General features: G+C 72.7%; 13 protein-coding genes. 7 read left to right on the forward strand and 6 right to left on the reverse strand.

Translation table 11 applies throughout. The features are described 5' to 3' along the window. Nucleotides 1–5 precede the first annotated feature (5 nt). The gene (locus tag BFF77_RS12700) at nucleotides 6–1,127 is read left to right on the forward strand and encodes an epoxide hydrolase family protein (RefSeq protein ID WP_066947930.1); all 1,122 of its coding nucleotides are present in this window, start codon (nucleotides 6–8) and stop codon (nucleotides 1,125–1,127) included. A gap of 27 nt (nucleotides 1,128–1,154) precedes the next feature. Then, the gene (locus tag BFF77_RS12705) at nucleotides 1,155–2,384 is read left to right on the forward strand and encodes a cytochrome P450 (protein WP_066947933.1); all 1,230 of its coding nucleotides are present in this window, start codon (nucleotides 1,155–1,157) and stop codon (nucleotides 2,382–2,384) included. A 73-nt stretch (nucleotides 2,385–2,457) separates the two neighbouring features. Here the strand turns inward: BFF77_RS12705 and BFF77_RS12710 are convergent, their stop codons facing one another. After that, a complete protein-coding gene (locus tag BFF77_RS12710; RefSeq protein WP_066947935.1) occupies nucleotides 2,458–3,942 on the reverse strand; it encodes an alpha/beta fold hydrolase in 1,485 nt (494 codons plus the stop codon). A gap of 100 nt (nucleotides 3,943–4,042) precedes the next feature. After that, nucleotides 4,043–5,485: an MFS transporter gene (locus tag BFF77_RS12715; protein WP_066947938.1), complete on the reverse strand. Its 1,443-nt coding sequence runs from the start codon at nucleotides 5,483–5,485 to the stop codon at nucleotides 4,043–4,045. Nucleotides 5,486–5,630: 145 nt separating this feature from the next. Between BFF77_RS12715 and BFF77_RS12720 the strand changes: the two genes are divergently transcribed. Together BFF77_RS12720 and BFF77_RS12725 are read left to right on the forward strand one after the other, a co-directional pair. After that, a complete protein-coding gene (locus tag BFF77_RS12720; RefSeq protein ID WP_066947940.1) occupies nucleotides 5,631–5,954 on the forward strand; it encodes a 2Fe-2S iron-sulfur cluster-binding protein in 324 nt (107 codons plus the stop codon). Further along, nucleotides 5,954–7,189 carry an NAD(P)/FAD-dependent oxidoreductase gene (locus BFF77_RS12725; protein ID WP_066947943.1) on the forward strand — a complete coding sequence of 412 codons (1,236 nt, stop codon included), beginning with the start codon at nucleotides 5,954–5,956 and terminating at the stop codon, nucleotides 7,187–7,189. The genes BFF77_RS12720 and BFF77_RS12725 overlap by 1 nt, the downstream gene beginning before the upstream one ends. A 45-nt stretch (nucleotides 7,190–7,234) precedes the next feature. Here BFF77_RS12725 and BFF77_RS12730 read toward each other — a convergent pair whose 3' ends face one another. Further along, a complete protein-coding gene (locus tag BFF77_RS12730; RefSeq protein ID WP_066948008.1) occupies nucleotides 7,235–8,335 on the reverse strand; it encodes a winged helix DNA-binding domain-containing protein in 1,101 nt (366 codons plus the stop codon). A 193-nt stretch (nucleotides 8,336–8,528) separates the two neighbouring features. On the opposite strand from BFF77_RS12730, the gene BFF77_RS12735 reads away from it, so the two are divergent. Beyond that, entirely contained in the window at nucleotides 8,529–9,755 is a 1,227-nt protein-coding gene (locus tag BFF77_RS12735) for a cytochrome P450 family protein (protein ID WP_066947946.1), read from the forward strand. Between the two features lie 74 nt (nucleotides 9,756–9,829). Beyond that, complete coding sequence (locus tag BFF77_RS12740; RefSeq protein ID WP_066947948.1) at nucleotides 9,830–10,138, forward strand: hypothetical protein; 309 nt, start codon at nucleotides 9,830–9,832, stop codon at nucleotides 10,136–10,138. Between the two features lie 63 nt (nucleotides 10,139–10,201). Here the strand turns inward: BFF77_RS12740 and BFF77_RS12745 are convergent, their stop codons facing one another. From BFF77_RS12745 to BFF77_RS12755, 3 genes are all read right to left on the reverse strand, one after another. Next, nucleotides 10,202–11,239 carry an MDR family NADP-dependent oxidoreductase gene (locus BFF77_RS12745; RefSeq protein WP_066947951.1) on the reverse strand — a complete coding sequence of 346 codons (1,038 nt, stop codon included), beginning with the start codon at nucleotides 11,237–11,239 and terminating at the stop codon, nucleotides 10,202–10,204. 54 nt (nucleotides 11,240–11,293) lie between these two features. Further along, the gene (locus BFF77_RS12750) at nucleotides 11,294–12,796 is read right to left on the reverse strand and encodes an MFS transporter (protein ID WP_066947954.1); all 1,503 of its coding nucleotides are present in this window, start codon (nucleotides 12,794–12,796) and stop codon (nucleotides 11,294–11,296) included. Nucleotides 12,797–12,925: 129 nt separating this feature from the next. Next, nucleotides 12,926–13,708 carry an SDR family NAD(P)-dependent oxidoreductase gene (locus tag BFF77_RS12755; protein WP_066947957.1) on the reverse strand — a complete coding sequence of 261 codons (783 nt, stop codon included), beginning with the start codon at nucleotides 13,706–13,708 and terminating at the stop codon, nucleotides 12,926–12,928. A 216-nt stretch (nucleotides 13,709–13,924) separates the two neighbouring features. Here BFF77_RS12755 and BFF77_RS12760 point away from each other — a divergent pair, with 216 nt between their 5' ends. Continuing rightward, on the forward strand, nucleotides 13,925–15,163 hold the full coding sequence (locus BFF77_RS12760; RefSeq protein ID WP_066947959.1) for a CaiB/BaiF CoA transferase family protein: 1,239 nt from the start codon (nucleotides 13,925–13,927) through the stop codon (nucleotides 15,161–15,163). Nucleotides 15,164–15,188: the final 25 nt, after the last annotated feature.

The following is a 15,188-nucleotide window of genomic DNA, read 5'->3' on the forward strand; positions in this document are numbered from 1 at the left end:
CCTGTATGAGCCCGCCCCCCATCCCCTACCAGGTGCGCGTCCCCGACGCGGAGATCGCCGATCTGCGGCGCCGGCTGGCGAGCACCCGCTGGCCGGAGGCCGAGACGGTGGACGACTGGTCCCAGGGCATGCCACTGACGTACGCCAAGGACCTGGCCGCCTACTGGGCGGAGGGGTACGACTGGCGGGCGTCCGAGGCCCGGCTGAACGCCGTTCCCCAGTTCCGCACCGAGATCGACGGGCTGGACATCCACTTCCTGCACGCCCGCTCGCCGCATCCGGGGGCCCTTCCGCTGCTGATCAGCCACGGCTGGCCCGGGTCGGTGGTCGAGTTCCTGGACATCATCGGCCCGCTCACCGATCCGCCGGACCCGGCGGACGCCTTCCACGTGGTCTGCCCGTCGCTGCCCGGATACGGATTCAGCGGCAAGCCGTCCGGCGACGGCTGGCCGGTGGAGCGGATCGCGGCGGCCTGGGCGGCCCTGCCGGCCCGGCTCGGCTACGACCGGTTCGGGGCGCACGGCGTGGACTGGGGGTCGTTCGTCACCGCGGCGATGGCGGAGACCGGCTCCGGCGGCCTGGCCGGCATCCATCTGACGATGCCGTTCGCACGCCCGCCCGGGGAACAGGTCGCGCTGGACGACCGGGACCTCGCCGGGCTGGCCGCCATGAAGCGGTTCCAGGAACAGGAGGGCGGCTATTCGGTGCTCCAGAGCACCCGGCCGCAGACCGTCGGATACGCGCTCACCGACTCGCCGGTGGGGCAGCTGGCCTGGATGGCCGAGAAGTACTGGGCCTGGAGCGACCACGACGGGGACCTGGAGAAGGTCATCCCCAGGGACCGGCTGCTGGACGCGGTCTCGGTCGGCTGGTTCCGCTCGACCGCGGCGTCCTCGGCCCGCGTCTACTGGGAGAGCCAGAACAGACTGGCCCTCGCCCCGGTCCATGTGCCGACCGCGGTCTCCAACTTCCCGAAGGACGGCCGGATGCCGCGGCCGTGGATCGAGCACAGGTTCACGGATCTGCGCCGCTGGACGGACCATCCCGCCGGTGGTCACTTCCCGGCCCTCGAACAACCCGACGCCCTCATCGAGGAACTCCGCGCATTCTTCCGCACCCTGCGTTGACGCCATGCCATCAGGAGGGACAGACCCGTGACGACGACTTCGAGCGAGCCCGAGGCCGGCACCGCGCCGGAGGACAAGACCTTTCCGTATCACCGCAAGTGCCCCTTCAGCGCGCCGCCCGAGTACGGCGCGATGATCGAACAGGACGTCTCGCAGGTCGAGTTGCGGGGATCGGGCCTGCGGATATGGGCGGTCACCGGATACGACACCATCCGGGGGCTGCTCACGGATCCGCGGGTCAGTGCCTCGCGCAAGCACGCGAACTTCCCCTTCTACTTCATCGCCCCGCCGGAGTACCGCACCGAGACGTCCTTCATCGGTTACGACGGCGAGGAACACGTACGCACCCGCCGCAAGGCCGCGCTCACCTTCACCCACCGTCAGGTGCAGCGGCTGCGACCGCGTATCGAGGAGATAGTCGACGCGCACCTCGACACCATGCTGTCGCTCTCGCCGCCGGTGGACATGCACCGCGTCTTCTCGCTGGCCGTCCCGATGACCGTCATCTGCGAACTGCTCGGCATCCCGCAGGACCGGCACGACTTCTTCATCAAGCACGGAACCGCCCTGCTGGGCGGGCACAGCAGCACCGCGGAACGGCAGGCGGCGATCCTGGAGGTCAACGCCTACATCAGCGACCTGATCCGGGCCAAGCGCCGCGAGCCCGGGGACGACCTGCTCAGCCGCGCCATGGCGGACTACGAGGCGTCGGGCGAGGAGTACACCGACCGGGACCTGTTCAACATGGTCCGGTTGCTGATGAACGGCGGGCACGAGACCACCGCGAGCCAGATCTCGCTGGGCACCGCCTGCCTGCTGGAGCACCCCGACCAGCTGGAACTGCTCCGCGCCGATCCCTCGCTGGTGGATCCCGCCGTCGAGGAGCTCATCAGGTTCTCCACCATCGGGGACACGGCCGTCCCCCGGGTCGCCCTCGACGACATCGAGGTCGGGGGCAGGCTGATCCGCAAGGGCGACGGGATCCTCTGCCTGGGGCTGGCCGCCAACCGGGACCCGGAGGTCTTCCCCGACCCCGACCGGCTCGACATCACCCGGGGCAGCCGCAAGCACCTCGGCTTCGGCCACGGGGTGCACCACTGCATCGGCGCGGACCTGGCGCGTCTGGAGCTGCAGATCGTGTGGAGCAAGCTCTTCCACCGCATCCCGACCCTGAGGCTCGCCAAGCCCTTCAACAGCATCCCCCGTAAGGAGGGCGCGGTCATCTACAGCCTGTGGGAGCTTCCGGTCACCTGGTGAACTCTGGTGAACTCCCGCGTCATGCGGACGGCTCCGCCCCGGGGCAGACCTCGGGACGGAGCCGTCGGACGGTTCAGACGGTGTCGGCCGGGACGCCGGGCCGGGGCGACACCCCCCGGCAGGAGGTGTCCCGCGCGGGCAGCAGACCGTCCACCAGATAGCGGTGCACGACGGCGTCGACGTGCGGATTGCGGCCGAGCACATAGATCTCGTGCTCTCCGGAGTCCTCCACCGTCAGGGTCCTGTGGCCGAGCAGCCGCGCCATGGCGACACCGCCCGCGTAGTGGTCCATCGGGTCGCCGTCGGCCTGGACGACCAGACCCGCCGGATAGCCCTCCCGGCGCAGGGGCGTCGGCGGCTCGGCCGGCTGGAACGTACGGAACGCCCCGACCCAGGGCTGCGCCCGCAGCACCCCGTAGCCGTAGGGGAACCGCTTGCGGAAGTCGCGCATGTCGTTGTAGTAGACCTCCAGATCGGAGGGCCACTCGTGTTCGAGGGTGATGGCCTCCAGCACGCCGATGCGCCTGGTGCCCTCACTGTCCGCGGGCCGCCAGGTGCTCTGCTCCGACAGCAGTTCCTCACAGGCCCGTGGGCCCGCGCCGCCGGGCGCCGCGGCGGCCAGCACCGCGCCGACGACCTCGGCGAGCTCCGCCCAGCGCCCGCGGTCGGCGGAACGGGTTCCCACCGCTCCGTCGAGGAGCGTGCGCAGCCGGACGCCACCGGGCAGGCGCTCCAGCAGGCCGGCGGCCCGCTCGACGGCCGTGAGCACCTGGCCGTCTCCCCGGCCCAGGCCGAAGACCGTGTCACGCTGTCCGGTCCACCGGGCCCACTGGCTGACATTGCGGTGGACCGCGTCGCCCTGCCACAGGAACTGTTCGCGCCAGGTCCAGTGGGGGCCGACGCAGGAATCGAGCACGCTGCGGTCCAGGTGCGCCGGGAACATGCTGCCGTAGACGGCTCCGACGTAGGCGCCGTAGGCGTAGCCGACGAAGTTGAGGTGTGTCTCACCGAGCGTGCGGCGGATCATGTCCATGTCCCGGGCGGTGTTGCGGGTGCTGATGTGACGGCGCAGGTCGCCGCCGGCCCGGTCGCAGGCCAGTTCCCGCTGCCGCATGTCCTCCGCGAGCTGCGGGAACACCGAGTCCGGGGGGCGCGAGTCGAACGGCGCGGTAGGCGCGGAGACCTCGGCGTACAGGCGCGTCGACGCGCCGGTGCCCCGCGGATCGAAGCCGATCAGGTCGTAGACCTGGTGCAGTTCGGTCTCGGCGAACCGCTCCGGCAGGGCCGTGCCGAGACCACCGTCGCCGCCGGGACCGCCGTTGACGGCGAGCAGGATGCCGCGGCGCCGTGCGGGTTCGGCGGCGGGGAGCCGGCTGAGGGCGAGCGTGACGCGTTCCCCGGAGGGATCCGTGTAGTCGCGGGGCACTTCGAGGGTCGCGTACTCGGTGCCGGGAAAGCCTTCCCGGTCGGCGAAGGGCTCCGCCGACCAGCGCGGTCGCTGGACGGGGAACTCCGGCGGAACGAGCGCCGCGTCGGTGCCGGGCCAGTTGGTTGCCACCTCATGCCTCCGTTCGGATCAGGATGTGTCCAGGGTCACGGATGCGCCTCGAAGCACCCTGGAAGAGCGTCGGACCGCGGCCGGGAGCCGCCGGCCGCGGTCAGTGCGGGGAACGGCCGGTGCGCGCCGGTACGGCGAGTGCCGCCAGGAGGCCGAGGGCGGCGAAGCCCGCCGCGCCGACGAGGGCGTCCCCGTAGCCGGCCGCCAGCACTCCGGGGGCCGCCTCGCCACCGGTCGCCCCACCGGCGCGGGAGGCGGCGAGGGTGGCCAGGGCCACCAGCCCGATCGCGGTGCCGAGCTGGCGTGTGGTGTTCAGCAGTCCGGAGGCCAGGCCCGCGCGCTCGCGCGGGAGGCCGGAGGTGGCCGCCGTCGAGGTGGCGTTGAGCACCACGCCCATGCCGAGCCCGAGCAGCAGCGACGGTCCCAGCAGATCGGCGGCGTACGTGGCGTCCGCCCCGGCCCGCGACATCCACAGCAGCGCGGCGCAGGCCGTCCCGAGACCGCCCAGCATCACCGGCCTCGTCCCGGTCACGGGTATCACGGTGGACGCGCGCCAGCCCGCGAAGGCGATCCCCGCGGACAGGGGCAGATAGGCGAGCCCTGTCCTCAGCGGGCTGTATCCGAGCACCTGTTGCAGCAGCAGGGTGAAGATGTAGAAGGTGCTGAACAACGCCGCGACGCCGAAGAAGGCGACCAGGTTGGCCGATGCCAGCGCGCGGTTGCGGAACACGTCGAGGGGGACCAGGGGCGAGGCCGCGAACCAGCGCTGGACGACGAGGAAGAGCGACAGCAGCACGGCCCCCGCCGCCAGCGCGCCCATCACCCGGAGGGACGTCCAGCCGTGCGTGTGCGAGGCGGCGATCCCGTACACCGCGGCCATCAGACCGGCCGTGGCGGTCACGGCACCGGCCAGGTCCAGTGGCCGGCGCCGAGGCGGCCGCTCGTCCGGTGGCAGCAGCCATCCGATCGCGACGACCAGCAGCGCGCCGACGGGCAGGTTGACCAGGAGGGTCCAGCGCCACGACAGCCACTGGGTGATGATCCCGCCGATGAGCACCCCCACCGTGCCGGCCGATCCGCCCACCGCGCTCCACGCCCCGAAGGCCCTGGCGCGCGCGGCGGGCTCGGTGAAGGTGACGCTCAGGACGGTGAGCGTGGCCGGTGCCATGGCGGCGGCGCCCAGCCCCTGGAAGGCACGGGCGACCACCAGGGCCGCCGGGTCGGTGGCCGCTCCGCCGACACTGCTGGCCAGCGTGAACACGACGGCCCCGCAGAGGAAGACCCGGCGCCGTCCGTACAGGTCGGCCAGCCGCCCGCCGAGCAGCAGGAAGCCGCAGACCACGACGGCGTAGGCGTTGGTGACCCACTGGAGCGTCTCCTGCCGGAACCCGAGGTCGGAGGCGAGGGTGGGCAGCGCGACGTTCACGATCGACGCGTCGACCACGATCATGAACTGGGCGAGACAGCAGACGGCCAGGACCAGGCCGTCGCGCCGTCGTCCGGACCGTTCTGCCACGGCGGCCCGCGGCGGCTGGGTACTCATGCGCCCACCCTCGCGCCCGGCCGTCGACGGCGGGTAGCGGCCAGGTCGAGCCGGGCGGCTTCGAGGCCTTCTCGACCTCGTTCCCAGCGCCGGCCGTCACAGTGACCCGCGCAACCGGTCACGCGGGCTGCCACGAGGAGGCATCATGGCCAAGATCACGTACAAGCATCCGGACGGCACGGAGACGGTCGTCGAGGTGGCGGCTCCCAACACGGTCATGCGCGGCGCGAAGCTGAACAACGTCGAGGGCATCGTGGCCCAGTGCGGCGGGTCGGCCCAGTGCGGAACGTGTCACGTCTACATCGACGAGGGCAACAGGCTGCCGCTCCCCGAGATGCACGAGGCCGAGGACGACGTGCTGTACGGAACGGCCTCGGAGCGCCGCCCCACCAGCCGGCTCAGCTGCCAGCTGCCCGTCTCGGAGGACATCGACGGGCTGGTCGTGCACCTTCCGCCGACCCAGACGTGATGGACACCGGGCCGGTCGTCGTCGTCGGGGCGGGCCAGGCCGCCCTGGAGGCGACGGCGGCGCTGCGGGCGGGCGGCCACACCGAGCCCATCACGCTGGTCGGAGCGGAGACCGTACCTCCCTACGCCCGGCCGCCGTTGTCGAAGGGCTTCCTGACCGGGCGGGTCGGGACCGACGAGCTGTGGCTGCGTCCCGAGAGCTTCTTCGCCCGGCAGGACGTCACCTCGGTGCTCGGGGACCCCGTCGTCGAGATCGACCGTGACGCGGACCGGGTGAGACTCGCCTCGGGAGAGTGGATCGGCTACGGCACGCTCATCCTGGCCACCGGCTCCAGCCCCCGCCGGCTCAGCGTCCCGGGAGCGGGTCTGGAGGGTGTGGTGGCCCTGCGGAGCCTCTCCGACGCGGAGGAACTGCGGTGCGCGCTGCGCGAGGCCGGTGATCTCCTGGTGGTCGGCGGCGGCTTCATCGGCCTGGAGGTGGCCTCCGTCGCGCGCGGGCTCGGCCTGCGGGTGACCGTCGTGGAGGCCGGTCCGCGCCTGATGGGCCGTTCGGTCGGCGGGACGCTGTCCGCCCACCTCGCGGCCCTGCACCGGGCCGGGGGAACCCGTGTCCTGCTCGAACGGGAGCTGGTCGCCCTGCGCGGCGAGCGGGGCCGTGTCCAGGTCGCCGAGCTCAACGACGGCACACGCCTCGCCGCGGACGTGGTGGTGGTCGGCATCGGTGCCCTGCCGAACACCGCGCTGGCGGCGCAGGCCGGCCTGACGACGGGGAACGGAGTCGTCGTGGACCGGTGGCTGCGGACCTCCGGCCGGAACGTGTACGCCATCGGGGACTGCGCGCGCTTCCCCACCCCCCACGCGGCGCGTCCGGTACGGCTGGAGTCCGTCCAGAACGCTTCCGACCAGGCCCGTTGCGTGGCCGCCGGGCTCACGGGGAACCGGCGGCCGTACACGTCCGTGCCCTGGTTCTGGACCGAGCAGTGCGGCGTCCGTGTGCAGATGGCCGGCCTCACCCTGCCTCACGACCGCGCGGTCGTCTCCGGCTCTGCGGCCGAGGGGCGGTTCACCGTCTTCCGCTTCCGCGACGGACGCCTGGTGGGGGCCGAGTCGGTGAACCGGTCGGCCGACCACATGATCACGCGCCGGCTGCTGGCCGACGGCGCGGCGGGCCCGGCTCCGGACGAGGTCGCCCGCCCCGGCTTCGACATCCGGCGGCACCTGTCACGGACCGGGTGAGAGGGGCGGGGCCGGGGCGGCCGGGCACCGCCCCGGCCGCTCCCGTCATGCCGCCGCCTCCGGGCCGGGACCGACACGGACATCCGGCCCGGCACCGTCCGGGACGATGAACTCGGCCAGCCGCCACGCCTCCTCCGTCACGGCCGCGAGATCGCCCTTCGGCAGGGTCCGGAACGGGGAGACCAGCAGCCGGTGGTCCTTGACGGACCAGGTACCGCTCACGAAGCCGTCGACGAGGAAGGTGGGCCGTACCATCGCCTGCCCGGGAGAGACCAGCTTCCGGTCCTCGTCGGCGATCACCCTGCCGCGGTCGGCGTGGCCGAGAAGGAGGTTGTCGAAGGCCGGCAGGAAACGCACCGGCGCCGGGCGGTCCGGGTCACCGTGGTCCGCCTGCGGCAGGTCGAACAGTTCCCTGCCCCGCTCGTCACGGTGGACCCGGAGCCGGGGCCGGAGTCCGTCCACCACCTCCCGCAGCCGGGTCAGTCCCGACCAGGCCTGGATGTCCTTCACGTCGGCCGGACCGAACGCCGCCAGATACCTCATGACCATCGTCCCGATCCGCGGCGCCGCCTCCAGCGGGCGGCCGATCCAGTCCTCCGCGAGCACGCAGGGCACCGCTCCCCGCCGCCCCCACAGACCACTCGGCGGAGGATGGATCATCGGCACCAGGAAGTGCGTGGACACGGCGAGGGCGTTGGCCCGCCGGTCCGGGAAGTGCTCCACGAGCAGGCTCCCCAGCTCCCGCCGGGTCAGGGTCCGCCCCGCCAGCACCCGCCGGCCCACCGCCGCGAGTTCGGACAGGTCGAGGCCCTCGATCTCGTGTCGCAGGCCCGCCATCGGAGCACGGTCGAGGCGGGGCTGGAGCAGCGGACGCAGCCAGCGGAAGTCCTCGGCGAGGGCGAGGTGCTGGGTGGTGCGCAGATGGGCTCCGCGGACCACCCGGCGCTCGTGCAGCAGCGACGACAACGCCTCGTGCCGGAAGCCGGTCATCCGCGTCCAGAGGCCCACGTACGGCGCGTCGGGCTCCTGCCCCTGCATCGCGACCAGCCGCTCCACCACTGCGGTCACGGGCCACGCCACGCGGTCGAGCAGCAACTGGCGTTCCAGAAGAGACCGGTTGAGGGCGCGTGTGGAAAGTAACGGCATGCGGGCCATTATCACCCGGCTCCTCCCGCCTCGTTGACGGGCCGGAGGCGGTCCCGGCGTTCACGGACCGCAGGCCGTCCCGCGTCTCGTGAGCCGGCCACGAGCGAGGGTCGAGTGCCGCCGCCTACGTTCTCGGACTGGGCGCCCGGCGCGCCTGCGTGGCCATCACCGTTCCGACGTCCCTGGAGCTGTCATGACCGAGGGCCTGGTCGCCGATCTCACCGGATCGGACCCGAGTTACACCGCCGACCCCTATCCGCTCTTCGCCGAGCTGCGCGAGCGGGGTCCGGTTCACCGGGCCCGCGTCCTGGACGGCCGTGACTGCTGGCTGATCACCGACTACGAGGCGGCGAGGGCCGCCTTCGCCGATCCGCGGCTGAGCAACGACATCCGGTATCTCAAGGCCTGGGAGAACCTCGGCCGCAATGTCGTGGGGAAGACCCTGATGCAGGTCGACCCCCCGGACCACACCCGTCTGCGCAAGTTCATCGCACGGGAGTTCACGCTGCGCCGTGTGCAGTCCATGCGCCCGCGTGTCGAGCGGATCGCCCACGACCTGCTCGACTCCCTGCTGCGCACGGGCGAGGCGGACCTGGTGGAGTCCTACGCGCTGCCGCTGCCGCTGTCCGTCATCTGCGAACTGCTGGGCGTCCCCGAGGGGGACCGCGGCGACTTCCACCAGTGGTCGAGCGATCTGTCGGCGCCGCCGACACCCGAACGGGGAAACGCCGCGCAGGAGGCGATGACCGCCTATCTGTCCGCTCTGGTGGACACCAAGCGCAAGGAGGGCGGTGAGGATCTCCTCGGCGCGATGGCACGTGCCGTGCAGGACGACGGAGACCGGCTGTCCCCCGAGGAGCTCCTCGGTATGGCGTTCCTGCTGCTGGTCGGCGGGCACGAGTCCACGGCCAACGTCATCTCCAGCGGGACCCTCGCCCTGCTGCGCAACCCCGGCCAGCTCGCCGCGCTCCGCGCCGACTGGTCGCTGCTGGAGACCACCGTCGAGGAGGTGCTGCGGTTCGACGGACCGGTGGAGGTGTCCGCGTACCGGTACACCACCGAGCCGGTGCGCGTCGGCGACACCGAGATCCCGGCGGGCGAGGTGGTGCTGATCGGCATGGCCGCCGTCGGCCGGGACTCGGGGCGGTTCCCCGAGGCGGAGAGGTTCGACATCGGCCGGGAGTTGCGCGAGGTGCGCGCGCACCTGGCCTTCGGACACGGCGTCCATCACTGCGTCGGTGCCCCGCTGGCCCGGATGGAGAGCGCCATCGCCCTGCGGGCGCTGCTGGAGCGGTGCCCGGATCTGGCGCTCGCGGTGCCCTACGAGGACCTCACGTGGAAGCCCCCCACGTTCCAGCTGCGGGGACTTGAGCACCTCCCGGTGCGGTTCACGCCGGCCGGCCCGGCTCCCCGGGCGTAACCGGGCCGATGTCCGCCGCAGCGGCGCCGGCGCCTCGTGACGCTCCGACCCCGGTCGGCACCTGGACGGCCCGGGTGAGCAGGCCGGGAGGCGACTCGGCCGGGTCGTTCCACTTCACGGCCTGTGGACACGCGCTGCTCACCGTGGGCGGGATCGGCGCCGGAAGCTGGTCGTCGCTCGGACCGGGCGGCTTTCTGTTCCGTATCACCGAACCGGTCCTCGACGGCCAGGGGCGGTGCGTCGGCTGGGTGGACATCGAGCAGCACGCGAGCCAGCGCGGCGGGTCCTTCACCAGCCGGGGGACCTCCCGGGTCTACGACGCCGACGGCCGGCTCACCAGGACCGTACCGGTGGAGATACACGCGACCCGGGCCGGATCCTGAGCACGGCGGCGGCGACGGAACGGTGGCGGGTGCCCGAGGGCGCCCGCCACCGTCGTCGTACCCTCAGCCGGCCGCGACCCGTATGGTGACGTTGCCCCGGTAGCGGCCGTCCAGCAGCGCGAGCAGCGCCTCGGGGGCGTGGGCGAGGCCGCCCTCGACCGTGGTGTGCGGGAAGACGAAGCGGCCCTCGCGGTACCACCGCGCGAAGTGTTCGTACCAGGCGTTGATCTGCTCGGGCGTGTGGTAGCAGGCGAAGGGCCTGATCTCCAGGTGCCGGGTGATGGCCCGCATGAGATCGAGCCTCGGGTGACCCTCCTGGCCGCCGCCGATCTGGCCGGCCAGCGCCCCGCACAGGGCGAAGCGGGCGTGCGGGGCCGCCGCCCGGACCGCGGCCTCGAACTGCTCTCCGCCGACGTTGTCGAAGAACACGTTGATCCCGTCGGGCGCGAGTTCCCGCAGGCGGTCGACGACGGGCCCGTCGTGGTAGTCGAAGGCGGCGTCGTAGCCGAGCTCGTCGACCACGTAGTCGGCCTTCTCCTTGCTGCCGACGCTGCCGATCACCCGGGCGGCGCCCCGGCACTTGGCGATCTGCCCCGCGAGGGACCCGACCCCGCCGGCCGCGCCGGAGACGAAGACGACGTCCCCGGCGCCCACCTGGGCGATGTCCGCCATCCCGTAGTAGGCGGTGGGGCCCTGGTTGAGGAAGTACACGGGGCTCGGGAAAAGGCCGGTGGCGAGTTTGACGTACGTCTCGGCGGGCCCGGCGGAGTACTCCGACCAGCCGCTCATCGACTGGACCAGGTCACCGACGGCCAGTCGCGTGCTGGCGGAGCGCACCACGGTGCCCAGCGCGCCGCCGCCGAGGCGTTCGCCCGCCAGGAACGGCGGAACCGGCAACTGGCAGCCGGGCCGCATGAGATCCGCGTAGGCCGCCGCCAGGGACAGGTAGTCCGTGCGGACGAGCACCTCTCCCGCGTTCGGCTGCGGCACCGGCGTCTCGACGACGTCGAAGTGGTCGAGGGTCAGCTTCCCCTCCAGCTGTTTGGTGAGCCGGACCTCCCGGGCCGTCTCCGGTATCTCCAGAACGTTCTGCGAGCTCATGGTTCTCCTTCCGTGGTGCTCCGAGGGCAGGGGGTTCTTGCCGCGCACGGTGGCTCAGAGGGCCGGGGACGCGCCGCCCGCCGCCGTGCCGGACCGGGAGCCGCCCGGCGGTCGGCGCCGGGCGCGGCCGGGCAGCGCGAACGTGAGCACGAGGACCGCCAGGAGGAGACAGGCCAGCCATCGCAAGGTGTGGGAGAAGGCCGCGGAGACCGGATGTCCGGAGTCCAGCAGCCCCAGGAAGGTCATCGGCACCAGGCTCATGCCCAGCGCGGTCCCCAGCTGATAGGTCGTGTTGCCGAGCCCCGCGGCCGCGCGCGCGTGCTCACGGGACACCCCCGCCAGCAGCAGCGTCGACAGCGGCGCCACCGTCAGTCCCATGCCGCCGCCGAGCAGGACGAGCGCCGGCAGTATCTGCCATGGCCGGATGTCCGTGCCGTAGTGCTGCGTCTGCCAGCCGTACACCAGGGCTCCGGTCAACTGCGTGAGCGCTCCCGCCTGAAGCACCCTCCGCCCGTACCTCGGGAACAGCGCGTCGCGCGACAGTCCGGCGAAGACCGCCACCGCCGCGCCGAAGAGCAGCATGCACAGAGCGGCGAGCAACGGGGACCAGCCGAGCCCGGCCTGCATGTGGAAGCACCAGGCGAGGAGGAAGATGCCGCCCAGGACACCGTGGACGAGTTCGATCCCGATGCCGACGGCGTAGCTCCGGATGGCGAACAGGGACGTCTCCACCAGCGTGCCCAATCGCCGCCGGCTCCTGGCCCGTTCGCGGCGCACGAAGGCGGCCAGCAGACCCGTGCCGCCCGCGATGGACAGCAGGACCCACGGCGACCACCCCGTTCCCGGCCCGCGTCCCAGCGGGTAGAGGATCATCAGCAGCCCGGTGGCGGCGACGGCCGTCCCCGGCCAGTCGGGAGCGGAGGTCAGACGGTCCCGGCACTCCACGATGCACAGGCGTCCCAGGACCAGACCGGCGAGTCCGATCGGCAGATCGACCAGGAGCAGCGCGCGCCAGCCCAGGCCGAACAGATCGCTCTCCAGGAGAGCGGCGCCCGCCACCGGACCGGCCACCGCGCCCAGCCCGACCACCGCGGCGAACAGGGCCGTGGCCCTTCCCCGCCCGCCGGCGGGGGAGACGGCGTCGATGATGTAGGGCACCTGCGGGACCATGAGCGCCGCAGCCGCGCCCTGCACCACCCGGGCGGCCACCAGCGTCCCGGAGTCGGGGGCGAGCCCGCCCACCGCGGAGGCGGCGGTGAAGGCGCCGATGCCCACGAGGAACACCCTCCGCCGGCCGTGGATGCCGCCCAGCCGGATCCCGGGCACCAGCACGACGGCGAACGCGAGCGCGTAACCACCGGTGATCCAGGGCAGCGTGGCATAGGCGACGCCGAGGTCGTCCCTGATGCTCGGAAGAGCGACGTTCACCATGGTGAGGTCGACCAGGTCCATCAGACTCGCGGCCATGACCACGGCCATCGCCGACCGGCGCGTCCGGGCGGCCGCCGGTTTCGGCCCGGGTCTCTCGCCCGCCGTCGGACGGAACGTGAACGTCATGGATTTCTCCCTGCTCACAGTGGTGTGGAAACCGCGTGAGCGACGGTAGGTGCCATTTAGGCCGGGTCGTGTCCGATATGGACGGCACACCGGCCACAGATGACACACCGGCGTGCGGCACGGCCGTTCTCAGCCGTCCTGACCGCTCCCGCCCGCGTCGGTGTCCATGCCGCCGTCGACGGTGAGGATCTGTCCGGTGACCAACGAGGCCGCCGGGTCGGCCAGTCGCGTGATCCACGGCGTGATGTCGCCGACGTCCGCCACGCGTCCCAGCGGGATGCCGGAGGCGACGGCGTCGAAGAGACCTTCCGACTGCTGCTCCGTCATGCCGTTGGCCCGGTACGCCTCGGTGCGCACGAAACCGGGGGCGACCGCGTTGACGCGGACGCCGTGTGCCGCGAGCTCCGCCGCCCAGCTGCGGGTCAGGCTATGCACACCCGCCTTGCTCGCCGCGTACACCGAGCTCCCCGCCCCGGGGTTGTGACCGGCCCGGCTGGAGACCAGCACGATGCTTCCGCGCCGCGGGAGCAGGTACGGCAGCAGATGCCCGGTGACGAGCAGCGGTCCCAGGAGGTTGGTGTCCAGCACCTCCCTGACGGTGTCCGGCCCGAGCGCGGAGAGCGGTGTGAACCGGAAGACACCGGCGTTGTGCACCAGGACGTCCAGCCCGTCACCCCGGGCCCGTACCTCGTCGGCCAGTGCCTCCGCGCCGGACTCGCTCGTCACATCGGCGACCACCGGCACGACGGCCGGGTGCTCGGCCGCGACCTGTTCCAGGCGTTCCTTGCGCCGGCCGCAGATGATCACCGTGGTGGCGCCCTGTTCGGCGAAGGCCAGCGCCGTGGCCCGGCCTATGCCCGTGCCCGCGCCGGTGACGACGACGGTACGGTCCGCGAAAGTTCGCTCGGGCATGGTTCTCCCCTTCGAAGCGGTCGGCTGAGAGTGGCGGCTCGCCCTGCCGCCACGAGCCGCCGACGGTCGGACGGTCAGCGTGGGCCGCGCCGGTTGTGCTCCTCTGGACCTCGGGTGGACCTGTCCGTGCGGGCGGCACTGCTCCCGTTCGAGCCGCTGTTGACCGGCGTGCCGGAGTGTGGGCCGCGACCGAGTCGCCGATCGACGGAGCGTGTCATGTCAGCATTCCGTGACCACTCACCTCCAGGAGCGGAGGCGGAAGCGGGGACCGGGGGGCCGTTGTCCGGGCTGCGCGTCCTGGAACTGAACGGCATCGGCCCGGCGCCCTTCGCCTGCATGCTGCTGGCCGATCTGGGGGCCGAGGTGATCCGGATCGACCGGGCCGACGGCGCGCACCCCTTCGCGCAGTGGCACCGGGTGCTGGACCGGGGGCGCCGCTCGATCGCTCTCGATCTGAAGAATCCGCACGCGGTACGGGCCGCGCTGCGCCTGGCGCAGCGGTGCGACGTCCTCGTCGAGGGGTTCCGTCCCGGAGTGGCCGAGCGTCTCGGCATCGGGCCGCGGCAGTGCCACGCCCGCAATCCGTCGCTGGTGTACGCCCGTATGACCGGGTGGGGACAGCACGGCCCGCTGGCCGGGGCACCGGGGCACGACATCAACTACATAGCGCTGACCGGCGCCCTCGACGCGATCGGCCCGGCCGGGGGTCCTCCGGTACCTCCGGTCAACCTGCTGGGCGACTTCGCGGGCGGCGGGATGCTGCTCTTCGGCGGCATCCTCGCGGCCGTGCTGGAGCAGCGGCGCACGGGCCGGGGCCGGGTGGTGGACGCCGCCGTCGTGGACGGCACGGCACTGCTCATGAGCATGCTCCTGGGCATGTCGGGCGCCGGGGAGTGGGGGCCCTCCAGAGGCGCCAACCTGCTCGACGGCGGTGCGCCGTTCTACTGCGTGTACCCCTGCCAGGACGGGAGGTACGTCGCGGTGGGAGCCCTTGAGGACCGGTTCTACACGGCTCTGGTCCAGGGGCTGGAGCTGGATCCGGACCGGTTGCCGGACCGGTGGCGGAGCGCCAACTGGGACGCGCTTCGGTCGGTGTTCGCGGACCGCTTCCTACGGCGTACCCGTGACGCGTGGGCAGCCGCCTTCGACGGGACCGACGCGTGTGTGACCCCGGTGCTGAACGCCGAGGAGGCCGCCGCCCATCCGCACATGAGGGCCCGCGGCACGTTTCTGCGGGACGGGCCGGTCCTGCGGCCCGCCGCCGCGCCACGGTACGACGGTGCCCGGCCGTCCCCGCCCGCGCCGCCCCCGGTGCCCGGCCAGCACACCCGTGAGGTCCTGGCCGAACTCGGCTGGTCCGGGGCGGAGATCCGGCGGCTGCTGTCGTCCGGCGCCGCCCGCGCCGCCTCCGCCTCCGCCGACGGTGGGCCTCGGGACGTGACCAGCCGCTCTTGAGCGGCACGCGAGCCGCCGGCCGCAC

The organism is Streptomyces lushanensis, from assembly GCF_001700515.1.
In the GTDB taxonomy this organism is placed as follows: domain Bacteria; phylum Actinomycetota; class Actinomycetes; order Streptomycetales; family Streptomycetaceae; genus Streptomyces; species Streptomyces lushanensis.

Bases quoted from the DNA above. Each gene is read 5' to 3' on its own strand.
- BFF77_RS12750 (WP_066947954.1), bottom strand. From the start codon at position 12,796: ATGACGTTCACGTTCCGTCCGACGGCGGGCGAGAGACCCGGGCCGAAA.
- BFF77_RS12745 (WP_066947951.1), bottom strand. From the start codon at position 11,239: ATGAGCTCGCAGAACGTTCTGGAGATACCGGAGACGGCCCGGGAGGTC.
- BFF77_RS12725 (WP_066947943.1), top strand. From the start codon at position 5,954: ATGGACACCGGGCCGGTCGTCGTCGTCGGGGCGGGCCAGGCCGCCCTG.
- BFF77_RS12760 (WP_066947959.1), top strand. From the start codon at position 13,925: ATGTCAGCATTCCGTGACCACTCACCTCCAGGAGCGGAGGCGGAAGCG.
- BFF77_RS12755 (WP_066947957.1), bottom strand. From the start codon at position 13,708: ATGCCCGAGCGAACTTTCGCGGACCGTACCGTCGTCGTCACCGGCGCG.
- BFF77_RS12720 (WP_066947940.1), top strand. From the start codon at position 5,631: ATGGCCAAGATCACGTACAAGCATCCGGACGGCACGGAGACGGTCGTC.
- BFF77_RS12735 (WP_066947946.1), top strand. From the start codon at position 8,529: ATGACCGAGGGCCTGGTCGCCGATCTCACCGGATCGGACCCGAGTTAC.
- BFF77_RS12700 (WP_066947930.1), top strand. From the start codon at position 6: ATGAGCCCGCCCCCCATCCCCTACCAGGTGCGCGTCCCCGACGCGGAG.
- BFF77_RS12730 (WP_066948008.1), bottom strand. From the start codon at position 8,335: ATGCCGTTACTTTCCACACGCGCCCTCAACCGGTCTCTTCTGGAACGC.
- BFF77_RS12715 (WP_066947938.1), bottom strand. From the start codon at position 5,485: ATGAGTACCCAGCCGCCGCGGGCCGCCGTGGCAGAACGGTCCGGACGA.